14 protein-coding genes are annotated in these 19,613 nt (G+C 36.6%); 7 read left to right on the top strand and 7 right to left on the bottom strand.

Annotation, left to right across the window (positions count from 1 at the left end; translation table 11 throughout):
- Window positions 1-421 precede the first annotated feature (421 nt).
- The 3 genes from OLM58_RS05780 to OLM58_RS05770 are packed head-to-tail and all read right to left on the bottom strand — an operon-like array spanning window position 422 to window position 4,447.
- The gene (locus OLM58_RS05780) at window positions 422-2,917 is read right to left on the bottom strand and encodes a TonB-dependent receptor (RefSeq protein ID WP_264531544.1); all 2,496 of its coding nucleotides are present in this window, start codon (window positions 2,915-2,917) and stop codon (window positions 422-424) included.
- Window positions 2,907-3,863, bottom strand: coding sequence for a FecR family protein (locus OLM58_RS05775; protein WP_264531543.1), 957 nt, complete (start codon window positions 3,861-3,863; stop codon window positions 2,907-2,909). The genes OLM58_RS05780 and OLM58_RS05775 overlap by 11 nt, the downstream gene beginning before the upstream one ends.
- A 2-nt stretch (window positions 3,864-3,865) precedes the next feature.
- Complete coding sequence (locus tag OLM58_RS05770; RefSeq protein WP_264531542.1) at window positions 3,866-4,447, bottom strand: RNA polymerase sigma-70 factor; 582 nt, start codon at window positions 4,445-4,447, stop codon at window positions 3,866-3,868.
- Between the two features lie 137 nt (window positions 4,448-4,584).
- On the opposite strand from OLM58_RS05770, the gene OLM58_RS05765 reads away from it, so the two are divergent.
- Window positions 4,585-5,175 (top strand): porin family protein, encoded by a 591-nt coding sequence (locus tag OLM58_RS05765; RefSeq protein ID WP_264531541.1) that lies wholly within the window; start codon window positions 4,585-4,587, stop codon window positions 5,173-5,175.
- 246 nt (window positions 5,176-5,421) lie between these two features.
- On the opposite strand, the gene OLM58_RS05760 is transcribed toward OLM58_RS05765, so the two are convergent.
- The 3 genes from OLM58_RS05760 to OLM58_RS05750 form a co-directional block, all read right to left on the bottom strand.
- The gene (locus tag OLM58_RS05760; protein ID WP_264531540.1) at window positions 5,422-7,605 is read right to left on the bottom strand and encodes a TonB-dependent receptor plug domain-containing protein; all 2,184 of its coding nucleotides are present in this window, start codon (window positions 7,603-7,605) and stop codon (window positions 5,422-5,424) included.
- 143 nt (window positions 7,606-7,748) lie between these two features.
- Window positions 7,749-13,787, bottom strand: a complete 6,039-nt coding sequence (locus tag OLM58_RS05755; protein ID WP_264531539.1) for an Ig-like domain-containing protein — start codon at window positions 13,785-13,787, stop codon at window positions 7,749-7,751.
- 27 nt (window positions 13,788-13,814) lie between these two features.
- On the bottom strand, window positions 13,815-14,264 hold the full coding sequence (locus OLM58_RS05750) for a hypothetical protein (RefSeq protein ID WP_264531538.1): 450 nt from the start codon (window positions 14,262-14,264) through the stop codon (window positions 13,815-13,817).
- An 829-nt stretch (window positions 14,265-15,093) separates the two neighbouring features.
- Between OLM58_RS05750 and OLM58_RS05745 the strand changes: the two genes are divergently transcribed.
- Window positions 15,094-15,312 (top strand): hypothetical protein, encoded by a 219-nt coding sequence (locus OLM58_RS05745; protein WP_264531537.1) that lies wholly within the window; start codon window positions 15,094-15,096, stop codon window positions 15,310-15,312.
- 33 nt (window positions 15,313-15,345) lie between these two features.
- Here the strand turns inward: OLM58_RS05745 and OLM58_RS05740 are convergent, their stop codons facing one another.
- Window positions 15,346-15,936 (bottom strand): riboflavin synthase, encoded by a 591-nt coding sequence (locus OLM58_RS05740; RefSeq protein WP_264531536.1) that lies wholly within the window; start codon window positions 15,934-15,936, stop codon window positions 15,346-15,348.
- A 57-nt stretch (window positions 15,937-15,993) separates the two neighbouring features.
- Here OLM58_RS05740 and pdxA point away from each other — a divergent pair, with 57 nt between their 5' ends.
- The 5 genes from pdxA (at window position 15,994) to accB (ending at window position 19,580) form a co-directional block, all read left to right on the top strand.
- A complete protein-coding gene (gene pdxA, locus OLM58_RS05735; RefSeq protein WP_264531535.1) occupies window positions 15,994-17,043 on the top strand; it encodes a 4-hydroxythreonine-4-phosphate dehydrogenase PdxA in 1,050 nt (349 codons plus the stop codon).
- A 106-nt stretch (window positions 17,044-17,149) separates the two neighbouring features.
- Window positions 17,150-17,692, top strand: a complete 543-nt coding sequence (locus OLM58_RS05730) for a YceD family protein (RefSeq protein WP_264531534.1) — start codon at window positions 17,150-17,152, stop codon at window positions 17,690-17,692.
- 9 nt (window positions 17,693-17,701) lie between these two features.
- Window positions 17,702-17,896, top strand: coding sequence for a 50S ribosomal protein L32 (gene rpmF, locus OLM58_RS05725; RefSeq protein WP_007137315.1), 195 nt, complete (start codon window positions 17,702-17,704; stop codon window positions 17,894-17,896).
- A 173-nt stretch (window positions 17,897-18,069) separates the two neighbouring features.
- Window positions 18,070-19,068 (top strand): beta-ketoacyl-ACP synthase III, encoded by a 999-nt coding sequence (locus OLM58_RS05720; protein WP_264531533.1) that lies wholly within the window; start codon window positions 18,070-18,072, stop codon window positions 19,066-19,068.
- Between the two features lie 23 nt (window positions 19,069-19,091).
- Window positions 19,092-19,580 carry an acetyl-CoA carboxylase biotin carboxyl carrier protein gene (gene accB / locus OLM58_RS05715; RefSeq protein WP_264531532.1) on the top strand — a complete coding sequence of 163 codons (489 nt, stop codon included), beginning with the start codon at window positions 19,092-19,094 and terminating at the stop codon, window positions 19,578-19,580.
- Window positions 19,581-19,613: the final 33 nt, after the last annotated feature.

The raw sequence follows: 19,613 nt of genomic DNA, 5'->3' as shown, positions 1-19,613 counted from the left end.
TTAGGAATAATATTATATATTGAAATGAAGAAAAACATAATAATGGAAGTAGTAATTAGTACAATATATAAGAAGAAAATTAAAAGGCGTAAAATTCGGATGCCTAAAAAAAAGACATGCTTAACTTGTTGAAAAATAAATGTATGGTGTGTGGTTGGGCGGTCCAGGTGGAACCAGTACTAGAATAAAGCCTTTACAGCAATGTAGAGGCTTTTTTGTTTTTGTATGGTTTATGTGTGAGCGGGATGTACTACTGAGGCAAATTATCTCCGAATAACAATATTCAAAATCCGACAGGTTTTAAAAACCTGTCGGATTTATTTATGTATAAGGGAAGAAAATGTATTGGTTCATTTCGGGGTCAACTATCAAAAAGAGATTGTTGATTTTTTTATACCTTGTTTTTCAGCGATTCCGGGAATTAGTTTAATTTTTCCTTACCCACTCCAAAACTATAAGTATATCCAATGTAAGGAAAATATTTAAACATTCTGGCCTGTTCAACATTAAAGGTGCCATTACTTAAACTTGTTTCAATGAGAAACGGTGGCGATTGTCCTATGAGATTGTTAACTCCAAAATACAATCTGGATTGGTTGCCGGATTTCGTTTTTTTTGTTTTTGAGACGCCAACATCTACATTGTAATTTCTCGGTAAGCGGTAGTTATTAGGCCTTGATATTTCATTGCTTTGGTTTGGATCCACTAAGTAGGAGTCTTTTTTGTCATTATAGGAAAAAGAGTCTGGTGCCGAGATTAAAACACCGGAACTATAATTAAACAGAGTGGATAGTACCCAGGATTGATTAATATTCCAGGTAACAGCTCCTTTTATTTGATGGGTTATATCGTTTGGAGAATTAAAGGCCTGACCATTATTTATTGTTGGGAATCGCAATGTCGATTTGCTCAGGGTATACGATGCCTGCACGTCAAACTTTTTGAACTGCTTGGAAAACTCAAGTTCCAGGCCTCTTGAATTTCCAAACCCGATTAGAGGGGGGCTTATTTCGTCTTGATCTGGAGTATCATAAAGGGGTTGATACATTAAAATATTGGATACTTTTTTTTCGTACAGCTGTAGTCGGATGTATCCTTTGTTTAAAGTTTTTTCATAGCCTGCTTCATAAATAAAAGCCTTTTCGGGTGGTAATAGAGCTGTACTCGGCATGCGTAAATCTGAAGGTAAGGCATAGGTGTTCCTTGCAATTTGATGATAAAATTGCTCCATTATGGCATAGGAGGCAAAAAGACTATTAGAAGTGTTGTATTTATAAACCAAACTGGTACGAGGCTGAAAAGAATTATAAACCTTGTTTTTAGTTAAAAAAGTGGCGTAATGAAGACCCGCTTTTATTCGAACTTTATCAGACAGCGTTATATCATTGTCCCAATAGGTTTTGAAATGCAGTGACTTTATCAATTGATCACGCTCGATAGTGTTATTAGAAAAATTGGTCATATTTATTCTTAAGCCTATCGCACTATTTAGGAATGACGACCAGTGGTAATTCAGGTTGTTTTCGATACCCACATCTGTAATGCTAAACTTTCGGGTTTCTCCTTCATCTGCATTAGCAAACTGATTGTTATAGTTGCTTAACAATAGAACCGAATTCTGAAATAACCTGGGGCTATAGACTCTGTTCCAGCGCAAAGAAAGTGTTCTGTTGTTCCAGGTAAGTTGAGGTGGTTCGGAAGAAAAAAAATTGGCACTAATAAGATCTCCGCCGGTATAGGCACCGAGATAGAGTCGGTTGGACGAATCAATAAAGTAGTTAATCTTAAAATAGGCATCATACATCCGGTATTTAAAATTTATATCCTTGTCAAAAAGTACTTTGGTCAAAGCATCAATCCAGCTTCTCCTCGCACTAATCATAAAAGACACCTTGTCTTTTACGATAGGCCCTTCAATCATAGCAGAACCCGTTAGTAAACCAATATTAGCAGCGCCGTGGTAGGACTGCATGTCGCCATCTTTTGTTTTAACATCTATGACCGATGATAGTCTTCCTTCGTAACGGGCCGGAAAGCCGCCTTTGTAAAAACTTATTTGTTTGATGGCCTGCGAATCGAAAATAGATAACAAACTCGTAAAATGATTGTAGTTGTAAATAGGAACACCATCTAATAAAACCAAATTCTGATCGCTTGAGCCTCCTCTTACATTTAAAGAAGTGCCATAGGTGCCCGGTTTTAGGGTAAGAAGTTTTAGCGGGTCTGATTGCCCCATTAGAAAGGGAAGAGTGTTAACATGCTGTGTATCGACGATACTGGAAATCTCATTTAAAGGTTTTTTGGATGACCTGATCTCAACCGGAGCAAGGGATAACCCCATTGTAAGATTAAAGTTTTTTTTAATGGTTTTGTTTACCAGTATTGTATCTGTTTGTGAAGTAAAACCGGTATAACTCGCATTTATGATGTACTTGTTTTCGGGTAATGTTAGCGTATAATAGCCATAATCATTACAATTAACAGCAATGTTTGTGTTTAAAACTCGTACGGTAGCGTAGGGTAGCGCTTCTTTACTGTTGCCTGCATAAACAAACCCGCTAATAGTAAATGGGTCAGGAGCCCGCGAAACCGTGTAGATAATTATTTTACTGTCTTTTTCGAGAAATTTTACTGATTCTGTTTCAAAAAGAAGATGTAGAAGCGTTTTCAATTTATAAGTTCCTTTGTCGATCTTTGTCTTTTTGCCAAGATCGAGCTTGTTGTTGCTTAGGGATAAATTTACGCCTTGTGTTATTATGGTGGAAATATAAGCTCCGATGCTATCATTTTCTGTTTGGATAGTGATCTTTTTTTCCAGCAAGCTTGTTTTTTGTGCTTGTACAGATCCGGCACAAAAGAAAAAGACAAAAGAGCATATAATGATTAACCCGTTATTTATAAAAGAATTACTTTTCACACGATATGTTTTTCACCCAAACAGTATTGCCTTTTTGTGTATAACTAAGCCCAAACAATAAACGGAATTCTTCCAATATTTCTTTTATGGATTCGTTATTGAAATTTGTGGTAACGGTACAGGAATTAGTGATTTTTCCTTCTACCTGTATTTTAATATGATAACAATTTTCAATATCCTCAAAGGCTTTTTGAAGTGGAGTGTTTTCGAAAGAAAGTGACTTTGTTTTCCAGGAGAGTAAGTTTTTGTTGGCGGTGTCACTTTTAATTAACCTGTTGGAAACATAATGAACGGCCTGTTTTTTCTCCAAAATCACTGTTTGATTAGTAGGAGTGGCGCTAACCTTAACTTTTCCTGTAATTACTGCTACCGATTTTTCTTTTTCTGTTGTTGTTACAACAAAAGAGGTTCCTAAAACTTTTACTAATAGAGTACCTGTATTTACCGAAAAAGGACTGCTTTTGTCGTGTTTTACTTCAAAAAAAGCTTCCCCATTTAAACGGACAGTGCGGTTGTTCCACAGAAATCTTTTATAGGTAATACTCGAGTTGTCGTTCAGGGTAACTAATGAGCCATCACTCAATTCGATACTTTTTACCTGCCCATTAGCGGTTTGAACAGTTATCTCGGCATTCGCATACAGGAAAGCGAACGTGCTTATTAAAATAAAAACGGCTGCAACAGCTGTTGCGTATAGGTATTTTTTGTACAGCTGAAATACTGTTGGCTTTGTGGTTGATAAATTTGGCGCTATACGGTTCCAGGCATTATCCGTTTCAAATAACTGAGGAGAGTCTAATTGCTGACTTTCTGCAAAAAAAATCTTAAGCGAGATATATTCATCAGGATTGTTTTTTATCCAATTCATTAACACAGCTTCTTCCTCAGGATTCGTTTCTCCTGAAAAATGCTTTGCCAGTAATACATTAATATCTTGGTTGTCCATGGTTATACCTCTTTTAAATAAAACACAAATTCTTTTAAAACCCCCACTATGTAATGACTAAAATACCATATTTTAAAGAAAAGAATTAAGTTGGGATGTTGTTTAACAAACTCCCGTATATGTTTGATGGCTTTTCCCATCTGGTTTTCTACTGTTTTTACTGATATTTCTAATTTTTCTGCAATTTGTTTATAGCTTAATTTTTCAAGACGACTTAGTTTGAAAACTTCAAGACATTTTGGTGGAATTCCATTAAATGCCTGTTCTATAAGCTGGTTAGCATCTGATAGGGGTTTCGTTTCGGGAATCTCTTCGGCAATATCGGCAGACATTTCGTCAATGTCAAACATATAAATTTTTTTCCTCAGAATAGATATACACCGATTCTTAACAGCTATATACAGGTAATATTTAAGGCTCTTTTCAGAAAGTAAATCCTTGCGGGTTTCCCATATTTTAATCATCAATTCCTGCACTACATCTTCACTTTCATCCCTATCCTGAAGATACTTATAGGCATGATTACATAAGGGCTGATAAAGCTCGTTGAACAATTGTTTAAAATGCTTTAGATCCTCATTCATATCATAAAAAGTAGGGGGATTTTAAAATTTTAGTGTAGCGTATAGGGGTATTTTAAATTTTGGCGTATTAGTAATAAGGCAGTATAAGATATTCTTGCCTCAAATTTAAATATTAATAACTTAAATAATTAAAACAGATGAAAAAGTCGATTATTGTATGCGCAATTTTTTTAACATTCGGTACAACTTTAGTAAAAGCACAAGAAAACAGTAAACATGAAGTAAATCTAACCTATAGCGATGGTATACCAATGACTTTTGTAGATGGTTTTTCGGATGCATTAGCTTCTGCAATTCTGGGGCAAAAATTAAATTCTGAGACGACCTCTTCCGGAAATTTTGGTTTGGGGTATCGATATCAGATCACTGAACGAATAAGAGTAGGTGGTGATGTCGCTTTTCAACAGGAACAAACCAAACAAAGCGACAAAAACTACAAACCTATTGCTAAGAGAACCAACAACTATTTTATGGTAATGCCAACGTTATCGTTTAGTTACATAAAAACAGAATGGCTGGATTTTTATGGTTCAGCCGCTGCAGGTGTTATTCTGGACAGATATACAAGCACAGAACCTAACAAAACAGCCGTTAAAAATAATACTACCGATTTTGCTTTTCAGGTTAATCCTGCAGGTATTCGTGTAGGTAAAAAACTTGGTGCATTTGCAGAAGTAGGATTCGGGCATAGGGGAATTGTCAGTGCAGGGTTAAACTATAAATTTTAAATACTAATTTGACCTGTGAGGTGTACTTAATAAAAAAATGAATTACCTCCATCTAAATATTTAACCAATCTGGAAGAATAGCGTACAGAGAATTAACCTTTAAATAGCTTTTAAAAAGACCGTCTCATTATCCGAAACGGTCTTTTTTTGTTTTACATCACATTCTTTTTTTTCGAAATCACGCAATCCTATTTTTATTGTAATGAAAGGAGTTTGGGTTTTTAAAAATAGAAATGGAACTTTATATTAGAAGCGGTATTTTGCTGCCACAGATAGATTTCTGCCTGATGCATTGATACCCGAGGCAAAAACGCGGTACTGTAGGTCTAAAATATTTTCAATTCCGGCATAAACCGACAGATTTTTATTGATAAAAAAGGCTGTTTTAAAATTAATCGTTTGCCATGCCGGCATACCTCCTTTAGGGGCATATTTTTCGTTGTCCTCACCATTCATAGAATAATCACTAATATCTTTCTTGCCATTAAATAACGTATAGAAATCCAGAAGCATCACTTTATTTTCATATTTCAATCCTGCTTTTCCATACATTGGAGAGATATGATCCAAAGGAGTATTCCCCGCGCGGTCCATTATTTCCCCTTTGGTAAAAGTTACCGTACCATAAATCCCAAGTGGTTTTGTGATAGCCATTTTCAGGGTGGAAGAAAGACCTCCTATGTAAGCATTTCCTTTGTTTTGCATAGCAAACACCTCGCTTTGAGTTCCTTCGTAAATCACTGAACTCTGTCCATTATATAAAAAATGATCGGTAACAATGGCATCAAAAAGGCGGGTATAATAAACCGTATTGTCAAGCTGAATTCTCTTTCCTTGTCCGAATGTTACAGTTAAATCGGCGGTTACTGATTTCTCAGGAGCAATATTTCGATTAGGGACAATCAAGGTTCCGGGCACTGATTCGAAAAGTTTTCCTAAATCATCTACGTTTGGGACTCTGTAACCCGAAGCCAAATTGAAAACCAATTTAGTACTCTGAATGTTCTTCGCAATTCCGGCAGTAGCGCTATACGTGAAGTTGTTCTGCTTGATGATATCATATGGAAGTTGGAAAAAAGAATTATTGGCAATAGTGCTTTTTAAGGCAGAATAACCGGTACGAATACCCAAATTATAGAAAGTAGTTTCGTTTATTTTTTCATTATAAGTTGCAAAAACATCTGCTCTAAAGGTATGATTTATGCCGTTTGGGTAGCGAGTATCTGTTGGAGTCACAATACCGGTGATGCGGTTTGAACTGGTAGCAGTAGAGTTCAGATTATCATAAAAGAATTCGGTTCCGTAAAGCAAATCACCCTTGCCCAGTTTCCTTCTGAAATCTGCGTTAAAAGCAAATACATTTACTTTTTCGACCTGGCTTTTAGTTTTATCGTCGTTAAATTTTCTTGAGATTCTGCTTTCTTCAATATTTTGATAGCTCACTCCAAGATTCATATCACTGTCGAACAAAGCTTTTTGTTTCGAAAATTTATAAGCCGAAAGAAATCTTTTTTGCGGACCATAATTCCAAACCGCATATTTAAGCCCCGAACCTGATGGATCGGTAAGACGATCATATCTTGGCACATCTGAAGAAGTCGAATACTGCAGATTCAAGCTGTGCTGTGTATATTCATCCTGTTGAAAAAGGATCTTTTGCATGGCATTATATTGCTTATATCCGGAAAATTTTTGAATAAGGGGATTCTTATTCTGCACCAAATAATCTGCATTGTTCCAAGTTTCAACATATTGGGGGCGCTCGCCAAAAGATCCATTCTTTCCATTAGAATTGCCTCCCATTCTCAAATCACCGTAATTATTATACGAGAAAGAAGATAGAGAACTCCATCTTTTACCTGCAAAATTAAGATCAAAATGCTGTGTAAATCCATTATTGGCACTGTTGTATCTTGACATTGCATTTCCTGAAAACACTTTGTTATCAGTTTGGGACAGAAACATAGGGTTTTTGGTTCTCATATTAATGGCACCACCTAACGCATCGCTCCCAAAAATAGTAGATGCAGGTCCGAAAAGAACATCAATCTGTTCCAGCGAATTTTCGTCAATCGTAATGATATTCTGTAAATGTCCCGCTCTGTAAATAAGGTTGTTCATTCTGATTCCGTCCACCAGAAGCAGAATCTTATTAGCTTCAAACCCTCTTAATATTGGGCTTCCTCCACCTTGTTGCGATTTCTGAACTGCTACTGTACTTGTGTTGGCTAGTAAATCGGCGGTATTTTGGCTTTTTTGAAATTCGATTTCCTTTTGCGAAATGTGTTTAATATCCTGTGTCGACTTGGCGTAACGTTCTTTAATGATATGTATTTCTTTTAATTTTTTGGGCGCTGTAGTGTCCGCAATTTGTTGCGAATAAGCTGTAAGAGCGCCAAAGAATGCGATTAAAAAGTGTATTTTTTTCATTTAATTTGGGGTTTATTTAAACTTTTCTACCGAATAGAAAAGTTGTTGATGTGATATTTTAAAACGTCAGAATTGTATAACTCCTAAAATCTATGAATGTTAAATATTGTTTTCTGTGTAACATAAAATGATAGTAAAAAGCATTATTTCTTTTTCTTATACATAGAAGGCTTTTCTATAATAATTATTTTTTCGCTATATATCCTCTCGTCTAAATGAATATGCACAATGTAAGTTCCTGAAGGTAATCCCTGAACGGTTACTTCTTTCTCAAATATAGCATTGTTGATAGGTTCACTTTTTTGCTCTCTAAGTACCCTGCTGTTTACATCCATTATGCTATAATAAAAACTCTTTCCGGTGCAATCCATAAATTTGATATTGAAATGGGTAGTGCATGGATTTGGGTATAACATGTATTTAGGTTTAACTACAGGAGGATTTTTAACTACCAGATTTTCACAAATCCCTATCTTAGACCAAGTGGATTGATCTTGATCAGGTTGTTTGTTTTGGTTAATTATCAAAGCCCTGTAAATAATGTCCTGATAGATTACCTGATCCCCAATTAAATAATCAGTTGAAGTATTCCATGCCGTACTTTGGCAATTTTTACTCACTATATTCAAATTTGCAAATACGTATTCAGTGCCATTTTCAAGAACAGCAGTTGCTGTAAAAGAATGGTCTCCCGAACTTATATTAGTAAGAACAAATGAATAAGGAGATTTGTTTATTGTTGAAATTATTTCCCCGTTGTCTTTAATGACAATAGATGATAATACAGCATCAGGATCAGTTACATTAAAATTGAACAAAATGTCCTTTCCGGTATCTACCACCTGATTATTTTCGGAAGAAGAAATCATACTAATAGTCGGGCTGGTTTTTACAACAATAATTACAGGAGTTGAGCTGGTCACGTTTCCGGTATTGTCTGTAGCTTTTGCCGCGATCTGATAAGTTCCCGAAGTCACATTTTTCCAATTGTATGTATACGGACTGGTTGTTGAAGTCGATAATAAAGTTGTTCCGTTATAGAATTCTACTTTAGAAATTGTTCCGTCAGAGTCGGCTGCTGCAGCATTGATTGTAATATTTGCAGGAGCAATGAATGTAGTATTATTAACGGGAGTGGTAATACTTACCGTCGGAGCCTCATTATTAGTAACAACTATGTTTACCACAGCTGATGTTGCTGTTGCATTTGCGTTATCATATGATTTTGCTGTTATGGCATAAGTTCCTGCAGTTACGTTTTTCCAATCGTATGTATACGGACTGGTTGTTGAAGTCGATAATAAAGTTGTTCCGCTATAGAATTCTACTTTAGAAATTGTTCCGTCAGTATCGGCTGCTACGGCATCGATTGTAATACTTGCAGGAGCAGTAAATACAGTATTATTAGCAGGAGCAGTAATGGCTGCTGAAGGTGATTGATTAACGGGAGTATTTACTGTAATTGCAATCGCAGAAGAAGTAGTACACATACCGTTATCATCACAGGCTTTGGCTGTCAATGAGTAAGTGCCTGCAGGAACACTTGTTAAATTACAAGTGTAAGGTTTGGTGGTTGAAGTAGCTATTAAATTAATTCCATTATAGAATTCTACTTTGCTCACAGTTCCATCTGTATCCGCAGCTGTAGCATTAATGGTAACAAAAGCAGGGGCAGCATAAATTGCATTGTCTGCCGGAGCGGTAATACTTACAGTAGGGGATTGGTTTACTTTGACCGAAACTGCGGAAGAAGTGGTAACACCGTCATTATTATCGTAAGCTTTGGCCGTTAAGGTGTACGTTCCGGCAGCTACGTTTTTCCAATTGAAAGTATACGGACTTGTATTAACGGTTCCTAATAGTGTAGTACCCTTATAGAATTCTACTTTGCTGATACTACCGTCGGTATCGTTAGCTGTGGCTGATATAGCGAAAGTAGCTGGAGGAGCATAAATTGTATTGTCAGCCGGGGAGGTAATACTTACAGTAGGGGGTTGGTTTACTTTGACTGAAACTGCGGAAGAAATGGTAGTAGCTCCATTATTATCGTAAGCTTTGGCAGTTAAGGTATACTTTCCGGTAGCTACGTTTTTCCAATTGAAAGTATACGGACTTGCATTAACAGTTCCTAATAATGTGGTACCATTATAGAACTCTACTTTGTTTATGTTTCCGTCGGTATCGTTAGCTGTAGCTGATATATCGAAAGAGGCTGGAGCAGTATATATTGCATTATCGGCCGGAGTGGTAATGCTTACTGTTGGAGCAGTGTTATTAGTGACAGTAAAGTTTACGGGAGCTGAAGAAATAACCAATCCGTTATAGTCATAAGCCTTTGCTATAAGAGTATACGTTCCGGCACCTATTCCTGTCCAGTTATAATTGTAGGGACTGTTAGTGGATGTGCCAATTAAAGAAGCTCCTATATAGTATTCCACTTTGCTTACTGAACGATTTACATCAGCAGTAATATTAATTGTTGCGGGAGCACTATAAGTAGCGGCATTAATAGGAGTAGTAATGTTTACTGTTGTTGGCACATCGTCTAACCCGCAAAATTCAATTTCCCCTACTTCACAATATCCTCCCTTTGGAGATAAATATCTCACATATCTGAAAGCAGTACCATTGGAAACAGCAACCTCGTTCCATGCCAGAATTGGAGCAGAAGGTATGGTGTACAGATCCACTACCCCACTGCTAAAATCAGCAACATTGCTCCCTTGGAATTTCCCTCCATTCATTCTGTATTCATAGGATTTTCTTGGATAGAAACGTATTCCTTTAACAACTTTTGCTGTTCCAAGATCTAATCCGGTATAACCCTTATTAGCGGTACTAGCATCAAAAAAGGTATTTACATCTCCGTCAAATGCTTTACCATATTCATAACCCGCTGCCCAAGGAGCAGTACCAAAAGGGCTGCCTGAAAGCGGAGAACAAGGGAAAGTAACATTAACGGTTATAGAGGAAGAGCTTGTAGTTCCACCGCTATTATCATACGCTTTAGCGGAAAGCGTGTAAGTTCCTATTGGGGCATTTGTCCAATTATAACTGTATGGGCTGGTTGTCGAAGTCCCTAACAAAGTGGTGCCATTATAAAACTCCACTTTACTGATAGTACCATCAGAGTCAGAGGCTTTTGCATAAATAGGAATAGTTGCAGGATTCTTAAATACTGCATAATCGTCTGGTGAAATAATGGAAACTGTTGGGTTTTGATTTCCCACTACAACGGTAATGTTAGAGGAAACACCTACAGCATTTAAATTATCATAAGCCTTTGCATAAAGTTGATAAGTACCGGCAGGAACTCCTGTCCAGTTAAACGAATAAGGACTTGATGCATCAGTGCTAAGTAAAGTGGTACCCTGATAAAATTCAACTTTACTTATCGAGCCATCTCTATCAGAAGCAGCTGCTGTAATGTTTATATTCGCGGGAGCAGTAGTATAAAGTTCATTATTGAGTGGTGTTGTAATGTTTACAGTTGGAAGCTCATTAAAAGCGCAGAACTCAATTTCAGCCACATTACAATTACCGCTGACTGGCGATAAATACCTGTAATACCTGTAGGCAGTACTGTTAGGTATACTAACTTCCTGCCAGGTGTAATCCGGCTGGGTTGGGATGGTGTACAGATCCACGAAACCAGCGGAAGTAGACGTATTGGAGCCCTGAAATTTTCCACCTGTCATCCTTCCTGCCCTTCCTGCCCTTGGATAATATCTTATATTTGTAACTACTTTTGCTGTTCCAAGATCTAATCCGGTATAACCTGAATTAGTTGAATTAGCATCAAAAAAAGTAGTTATATTTCCGTCAAATGCTTTATCATATTCGCTGCCTGCTGAATAGGGAGAAGTACCAAAGGGAGTCCCTGTGGCTTTATTACAAACAAGAGTCATTGTAACAGTTACTAAAGCAGAACTTTTCTTATTTCCCAGATTGTCATAAGCTACAGCAGTCAGATCATAGTTTCCGGACGCTACTACATTCCACGAATAACTATATGGAGAGGACAGGCTTGTACCTAGTAATGTAGTCCCGTTATAGAATTCTACTTTGCTAATAGTTCCTGAACTTACAGAAGCGGTTGCATTGAGATTGATAGTAGCAGGACTGCTAAATGTTGTATTGTTGACAGGCGAGGTTAAAGCTACTGTAATGTTACTCGGTGGAGGGACCAAATCACTCTGCCATACTCCTCTTCCAAAAAAATAAACATTCAATACCCCTGTAGAAATACCATCATTATAAATATCCATATCTTCTATAGCACTAATGATAGGAAGACCCAAAGAGTAATTTATCCAGGAGGGTTTAGTGTTGTCTTTATAATAAACACCCAAAGCATAAAAAGAGTAGACAGCCTCATTTGTACTTTTATCATCGGCTACTACCTTTATCACATTTGCTGCGGGAAATCCTTTTGTAATGGCCCATGTCGTTCCTTTATCTGCAGAGCGATAAATAGTAGTTCCAAGGCCTAAGTATAAAATATCTGAATTAGCTATAGGAGCTACAGAGCCATTAGTGGATGTAGCAGGAAGTGTTGCCTGAACAAAAGAAGCATCAGTCCTTGCGTTGTCTGATCTAAATAATGCAGGTGAATCTGTAAAAACATATAAGCGATCTGCATTACCAGGATCTACCTGGAGGTCTTTTATAGTACCGGACGGTACAGTGTAAATAAGTGTCCAGGAAGGAGAAGCTGAAGTTAGATTAGTGCAGCGATAAATTTTTCCGGCGTTAGCGTGGTAAGCAATGTCGGCATTTTCCGGAGTGAAGGTAAATTTTCCGCCCGATGGAGTTTCTGGCAGATTCAAACTTGAACCAGAACCCGAAGGATAAGGACGTCTGCCTCCGTCGGATTCAGAGTAAAAATTACCGGAATAATCAAACCACATATACGGACCGTAGTCACCACCTCTGTTATTATAAAAGATGCCTTTATTGTAGTAAAATCCTCCATTATCCTGTGTTCCTATATAGAATACATTTCTATTCGATTTGGAAATGGCACCATGATAAACTTCAGTGGCTGCTATACCATCAGACTTTGGCGTCCAGGGGCCTGTTCCATTAGTGGTGTTGCTCCAGACTCCGCCATCGTTGGCATTCCAGAGCTGACCGCTAACATAAGGATCAAATAAAATATGGTGTTGGTCGGTATGAAGGTCCCCGCCCCACCATGTTTGTTGCTGTACCCACGTAACACCTGCATCTGTAGAGCGCCATATCACATGAGCACATACATAAAGTTCATTTGGATTAACAGGATTGACCTCAAAATCAAAATTATAATCTCCCTGGCCATCTGAAGTTGCCGAATATCCGGCAAGATGTTCCGTAGTCGAACGCATGTTAGTAAAGGTACTTCCTCCGTCTGTAGATCTGTAAATTTCTCCTATAGAGACAGCACCAACATTTGCAACATAAACAACATTGGGATCGGCTTCAGAAACAGATACTCTTGTTCCGTTGGCTCCGAATACAAAGGTTGGAGAAGTGATGTTAGTCCAGCTTTCTCCGGCATCAAGAGAACGATAGAGGTGTTTAGGATCCGTTGCATAAATTATCTGGCCATTTGTGCCTGGTTTGTAGCAGATATCCTGAACTTCAATACTGGGAACAGATTTTAAAGTCCAGTTAGCACCCGCGTCTGTCGATTTATAGATGCCGTTACTGGTAGCCGCAATGATAGTATTGTGATCCGTAGGAAGAATAAGCATGTTTATTACCAATCGATTGCCCATTCCGGAATTAGATATTGTCCAGGTGGCTCCGCCATTGATCGTTTTATAGACGCCCGGACCACCATAAGAATAATTTGTATCACCGGTTCCCCAATACATCACCTGATCGTTGGTAGGATCTATGGCTATAGAGGCAGATCGAGTCTTAACAACCTGATCAGTTCCGATTGACTTCCAATTAAGACCTTTATCATTACTCTGGTACAATCCCCCTGAAGCACTGACAGCATACATTTTGTTAGGGTCTGTGGGGTGAAATTTAATCTGACTACAACGTCCAATACCATGTACCTGACCAATGGTTTTCTGCGGAAAGGGTATCGGTCCAATATTTTTCCAATTTGGAGTAGGAGTTTGAGCACTTGTAAGGTTAAAGAAAAGAGTGCATACAAGCAACACTTTGATATATAGATTTGTTCGCATAGATTTTTTTTTAAGATTATCGGGGATTTATTTCTTCGTTTCTTGCCTTCTTTGTAGTTCTTGTCGGGCCATTTCCTGAATTTCATCCTCTGTCATCACTCTTCCGTCAGATTTTACAAAACCTTCGCTTTGGATTTGCCAAAATTTAAATTTTTTAAAATCTTCAGTGTACTGAAGCGATTCTTTTTTTAGTGCTCTGTTGCTTTTAAAGAGTCTGGAAATGAATGATCTTTCTTTTAATTCTTCCAGCGCTTCTTCTTCTCCCTCCATCAATTCTAACGGATTGGGTTTGCCTTTCCAGAATTCCTCAAAAGCAACCTTAGTTTCGTCGAAATTTGAATTAGGATCATTCATCATTTCTTTCCATTTCGGACTTTTACGGAACTCTTTCAATTTTTCCTTTCCAATCTGTGATTGTGCAATCGACAGTTGTAAAAAGAACAGTAATGGAAGCAGTATAGTAGTAGTTTTCCTCATTTTATAATAGAATTAAGATTGATTATCTGTTTTTAAGGGGATATGCAAGCAAAAATGTAAAGGAACTTTTTCTTCAGTTTTTTTGTATATTAATCTCTTTAAATAAAAAAACTAACTATAAAAAGACATAAGTTCAGTTGTGAGACTTGAGTTCGTTTTCTTTAAATCAGGTGCTTTTTTTCTGACAACAGCTGATTGGTTCCCTGATTTAGAATTCAAAGAAAACGTGGTTTAAAACTTACTTTGATTAGAAATAGACTCAAATTTTTGTTTTATATAGAACAAAAGTATTGCTTTAGTCTTGCTTTTAACGGGCTATTGTAACAACTGTAATTTGTGTGTAATGAGAGGTTATTTGTGATTAATATCTGGTTTTTTGAATACAAAATAGTTGCTTGTGTTTTAGATTGGACTTTTGCAAAAACAAAATGTAGCCAGCTAGAAAAAAGTATCGTTTTTTATGAGGTTTAATTGCGCCAACATAGTGTCTGACTTTTTTTTGGCAGTTCATTATTTGAAACGATCCTTTTTGGGAAATCACGTGATTCTGTTTTGTTGTGATAAAAAAGAGTTTGGATTTTAAAAAGCAGAAATCTAATAGGCAGAAATATACGTAAATAGCAGTGGGGGATTAATACTTTAAGGTTTATTCTTACGGTAAAATGGGCAGATTATTTTTGTTTCGCTTTTTTTGTTTTATGCCTTGTGTTTCTGTAAAAATCTTATACATTTGTCGCACAATTCGCTGTAAGCCCCTGTTTTTGTGCGAATTGTAGTAGATAAAATAAGTTTAACAACCTACCTTGCTGTTTTACAGCATGTTAAAATTATGAAGACAATAAAGACCGTTTTTTTTACATTTTGCCTGACCTTGATGACTGGTTTTAGTGCTTTGGCGCAAACACCACCGATACCAGAGCCACCAGACGATCCTACTGATCCGGACATAGTGCCCATAGACGATCATTTAGTGTTTTTGGCAATAGTGGCAGTTGTTTTAGGAATTACAATGATATATCGAAATAAAATAAAAAAAGCTTCAGCGTAAACTGAAGCTTTTTTTATGAGAGGATTTTATGAATTATTTGTTTATCGCATAAAGTCTTGAGATGTATTTTCCAACAACGTCAAATTCAAGGTTTATTTTAGTTCCCACTTTGAAGTTTTTAAAATTAGTATTTTCAAAAGTATAAGGAATAATCGAAACACTAAATTCGTTTGTTTTTGAGTTTACAACCGTTAAGCTAACTCCATTTACCGTAATAGAGCCTTTTTCGATGGTAATATTGCTGAGGTTCTTGTCGTATTCAAAAGTATAATTCCAGCTTCCGTGAGCTTCTTCGATTTTAATACAGGTTCCGGTTTGGTCTACGTGACCCTGTACAATGTGTCCGTCAAGGCGGTCTCCGAGTTTCATTCCTCTTTCCAGATTTACAATATCGCCTTCCTTCCAGTCGCTGATATTGGTTTTTAAAATAGTCTCGTCGATAGCGGTTACAGTATAAAATGAATCTTTTATGGCTACAACCGTCAGGCAGATTCCATTATGAGAAACGCTTTGGTCTATTTTTAATTCATTAGTGATTGTAGAGTCAACTGTGATGTGAAGATTGTTTTGATCTTTTTCTATTTTGTGAATCCTTCCTAGGGTTTCTATAATTCCTGTGAACATTTTGGTTTTATTTTACTAAATTTGCACATCAAAATTAGTAATAAATAACCTGAGCTCATGAATAAAAAAGCAGAAAATATAATTGTTGGAATTTCGGTTGGAGATTTAAACGGTATTGGAAGCGAAGTTATATTGAAAACATTCGAAGATTCTCGTATGTTGGAGATGTGTACGCCAGTTATTTTTGCAAACGCCAAAATACTTTCTTTTGTTAAAAAGAGCTTCACGTCGACTGTTCAGTTTCACGGTGTTGATAAATTAGAGCAGGTTTTACCGGGAAAAGTCAATGTTTTTAATCTTTGGAAAGAAGGAGTTGATATTAACTTCGGTAAAAATGATGAGAAAATAGGCGAGTACGCAATTAAATCATTTGTTGCGGCTACCAAAGCGCTAAAAGAAGGTTTGGTAGATGTTTTGGTAACGGCGCCAATAAACAAATACAACATTCAATCGGAAGATTTTAAATTTCCGGGACATACTGATTATCTGGACAAAGAATTAGAGGGGAATGCTTTAATGATGATGGTTCAGGATAATTTGCGAGTAGGTTTGCTTACCGATCATGTGCCGTTGAATGAGGTTTCTTCACATTTGACAGAAGAGCTAATCATCAGAAAGATTGAAACGATCAGAAAATCGCTGGTTCAGGATTTTAGTATTGTTAAGCCAAAAATTGCCGTTTTAGGATTGAATCCGCATAGTGGTGATGGAGGTGTGATTGGTAAAGAAGAAGATTTGATTTTGAAGCCAGCTTTGAAAAAAATCTTTGATAAAGGTACGATGGTTTTTGGGCCATTTTCGGCAGATGGTTTTTTTGGAAGTGGTCAATATGAAAAGTATGATGCTATTGTAGCTACTTATCACGATCAGGGATTGATTCCGTTTAAAACCTTGTCGTTTGGTAAAGGAGTGAATTATACAGCGGGTTTAAATAAGGTTAGAACCTCTCCGGATCATGGTACGGCTTATGATATTGCCGGAAAAGACATGGCAGATTTTAACTCATTTAAGGAGGCGGTTTATCTTGCAATAGATATTTTTCGCTCGCGTAATCAGTATGAGGAGATTACTGAAAAACCACTCAAAATAAAAGAAAAACAGTTATAAACAAAAAAAGGTGAATAAGATTATTAGTTTTATAATAATTTTATATCTTTGCACCCCAATTCAGGTATCTGAGTTTTAGATACGGATTGGACAAATTGATGTTGAAATGAGCAAAACAAAAGAATTTTTAATTCCTTTCGTAGGATTAAAACTAGGAAAACACCATTTTGAGTATCAAATAAGTAACACGTTCTTTGCGAACTTTGATTACGACGAATTTCAAAGTTCTGATATCAAAGTAGGTTTAGTTTTAGATAAGAAAAGCAACATGTTAGAGTTGGAATTCAGACACAAAGGGACTGTAAATGTACCTTGTGATCTGACAAGCGAAGATTTTGATTTGCCTTTAAAAGGTAAAATGAAATTAATTGTTCGTTTTGGAGAAGAATTCAATAATGATAATGAAGAGCTTTTAATCTTACCGCATGGAGAGCATGAAATTGATGTAGCACAGTACATTTATGAAATGATTGCACTGTCGGTACCTCTAAAACGAGTTCATCCTGGAGTGAAAGACGGCAGTTTGCAAACTGACGCTTTAAAAAAACTGAATGAACTAACGGTTAAAGAAGAGAAAAAAGAGAGTAAACAAGAAGAAGATATTGACCCGCGTTGGGACAAATTAAAGAAACTATTAACGGATAAATAATATAGTAAAATGGCACATCCTAAGAGAAAAATCTCGAAAACAAGAAGAGATAAGAGAAGAACACATTATAAAGCTACTGTAGCTCAAATCGCTACATGTCCTATTACTGGAGAAGCACATTTATACCACAGAGCTTACTGGCATGAAGGTAAAATGTACTACAGAGGGCAAGTTGTTATCGATAAATCTGTAGCGGTTGCTTAATACGTTTTTGTAAATGATACTGGAACTCTCACATAGTGAGAGTTTTTTTTGTTGGTTATACTTTTCTTTTTTTAAGAAAATAACTGCAAATTAATTTCGTTTTTTTTTGTAATTTTCAAGTCTTTTAAAAATTTTTCAGATACGCTGTATTTGAAACGAAATAATAGAATATAATGAATACAATCACAGCCGCAATTACCGCTGTTGGAGCTTACGTTCCCGACTTTGTACTTTCGAACAAAGTTTTGGAAACGATGGTCGATACCAATGACGAATGGATTACTACTCGTACCGGAATTAAAGAAAGAAGGATTTTAAAAGATGCTGATAAAGGGACATCGTTTCTTGCTATAAAAGCAGCACAGGATCTAATAGCAAAAGCTAATATTGATCCGTTAGAGATTGATCTGATTATAATGGCAACAGCTACAGCAGATATGCCGGTAGCCTCTACAGGAGTTTTTGTTGCGACAGAAATTGGAGCTACCAATGCATTTGCTTATGATTTGCAGGCGGCATGTTCAAGTTTCTTATACGGAATGTCTACCGCTGCAGCTTACGTGCAGTCAGGAAGATATAAAAAAGTATTATTAATTGGTGCCGATAAAATGTCATCAATTGTAGATTATACAGACAGAGCAACTTGTATTATTTTTGGTGACGGAGCGGGAGCCGTTTTATTCGAACCTAATTATGAAGGCTTAGGCTTACAAGATGAATACTTACGAAGCGACGGTGTAGGACGCGATTTTCTTAAAATTTCTGCAGGAGGTTCTTTAACTCCAACTACAGCGGAGACCGTACAAAACAAACAACACAATATTATTCAGGACGGAAAAACCGTTTTTAAATACGCTGTAACCAATATGGCTGATGCCAGTGAATTGATTTTGCAAAGAAACAATCTTACGAATCAGGACGTGAATTGGTTAGTGCCACATCAGGCAAACAGACGTATCATCGATGCTACTGCAAGCAGAATGAATCTTGAGGATTCAAAAGTATTGGTGAATATTGAAAAATATGGTAACACCACTTCAGCTACGTTACCATTAGTATTAAGCGACTTTGAACATTTGCTTAAAAAAGGAGATAATATTATTTTTGCCGCTTTTGGTGGAGGATTCACTTGGGGATCTATTTACCTAAAATGGGCATACGATAAAAAATAAATCAAAACTAAAAACGAATCATTATGGATTTAAAAGAAATTCAAAACCTAATCAAATTTGTAGCAAATTCGGGTGTTGCAGAAGTAAAGTTGGAAATGGATGATGTGAAAATCACGATCAGAACAACTTTAGAAACAAATGTAACTGAAGCTACTTATGTACAACAGTTACCAGCTCAGGCTGCATTGCCACAAGCAGTTGCTCCTCAACAAACAGCTCCGGTAGTTGTAAATGTAAGTGCTGAGGCACCTGCTGCTGTTGAAGATTCTAAATTCATTACTATTAAATCTCCAATTATTGGAACTTTTTACAGAAAACCATCTCCAGACAAACCAGTATTTACTGAAGTTGGAAGCACTATCGCAAAAGGTGATGTTCTTTGTGTAATTGAAGCAATGAAATTATTCAACGAAATCGAATCGGAAGTTTCAGGTAAAATTGTAAAAATTCTTGTTGACGATATGTCTCCTGTAGAATTTGACCAACCTTTATTCTTAGTTGATCCATCATAAATAAATTTAGATTTTAGATTTTAGATTTTAGAT

Origin of the sequence: Flavobacterium sp. N502540 (assembly GCF_025947365.1) — a bacterium.
GTDB lineage: Bacteria > Bacteroidota > Bacteroidia > Flavobacteriales > Flavobacteriaceae > Flavobacterium.
Note: the sequence above shows the minus strand (reverse complement) of the source record. Positions and strands in the feature narration are given on the sequence as shown.

Excerpts from the sequence above, each read along its gene's own strand:
- OLM58_RS05775 (WP_264531543.1), bottom strand. The coding sequence starts at position 3,863 with ATGGACAACCAAGATATTAATGTATTACTGGCAAAGCATTTTTCAGGA.
- OLM58_RS05770 (WP_264531542.1), bottom strand. The coding sequence starts at position 4,447 with ATGAATGAGGATCTAAAGCATTTTAAACAATTGTTCAACGAGCTTTAT.
- OLM58_RS05765 (WP_264531541.1), top strand. The coding sequence starts at position 4,585 with ATGAAAAAGTCGATTATTGTATGCGCAATTTTTTTAACATTCGGTACA.
- OLM58_RS05760 (WP_264531540.1), bottom strand. The coding sequence starts at position 7,605 with ATGAAAAAAATACACTTTTTAATCGCATTCTTTGGCGCTCTTACAGCT.
- OLM58_RS05755 (WP_264531539.1), bottom strand. The coding sequence starts at position 13,787 with ATGCGAACAAATCTATATATCAAAGTGTTGCTTGTATGCACTCTTTTC.
- OLM58_RS05750 (WP_264531538.1), bottom strand. The coding sequence starts at position 14,264 with ATGAGGAAAACTACTACTATACTGCTTCCATTACTGTTCTTTTTACAA.
- OLM58_RS05745 (WP_264531537.1), top strand. The coding sequence starts at position 15,094 with ATGAAGACAATAAAGACCGTTTTTTTTACATTTTGCCTGACCTTGATG.
- OLM58_RS05740 (WP_264531536.1), bottom strand. The coding sequence starts at position 15,936 with ATGTTCACAGGAATTATAGAAACCCTAGGAAGGATTCACAAAATAGAA.
- pdxA (WP_264531535.1), top strand. The coding sequence starts at position 15,994 with ATGAATAAAAAAGCAGAAAATATAATTGTTGGAATTTCGGTTGGAGAT.
- OLM58_RS05730 (WP_264531534.1), top strand. The coding sequence starts at position 17,150 with ATGAGCAAAACAAAAGAATTTTTAATTCCTTTCGTAGGATTAAAACTA.
- rpmF (WP_007137315.1), top strand. The coding sequence starts at position 17,702 with ATGGCACATCCTAAGAGAAAAATCTCGAAAACAAGAAGAGATAAGAGA.
- OLM58_RS05720 (WP_264531533.1), top strand. The coding sequence starts at position 18,070 with ATGAATACAATCACAGCCGCAATTACCGCTGTTGGAGCTTACGTTCCC.
- accB (WP_264531532.1), top strand. The coding sequence starts at position 19,092 with ATGGATTTAAAAGAAATTCAAAACCTAATCAAATTTGTAGCAAATTCG.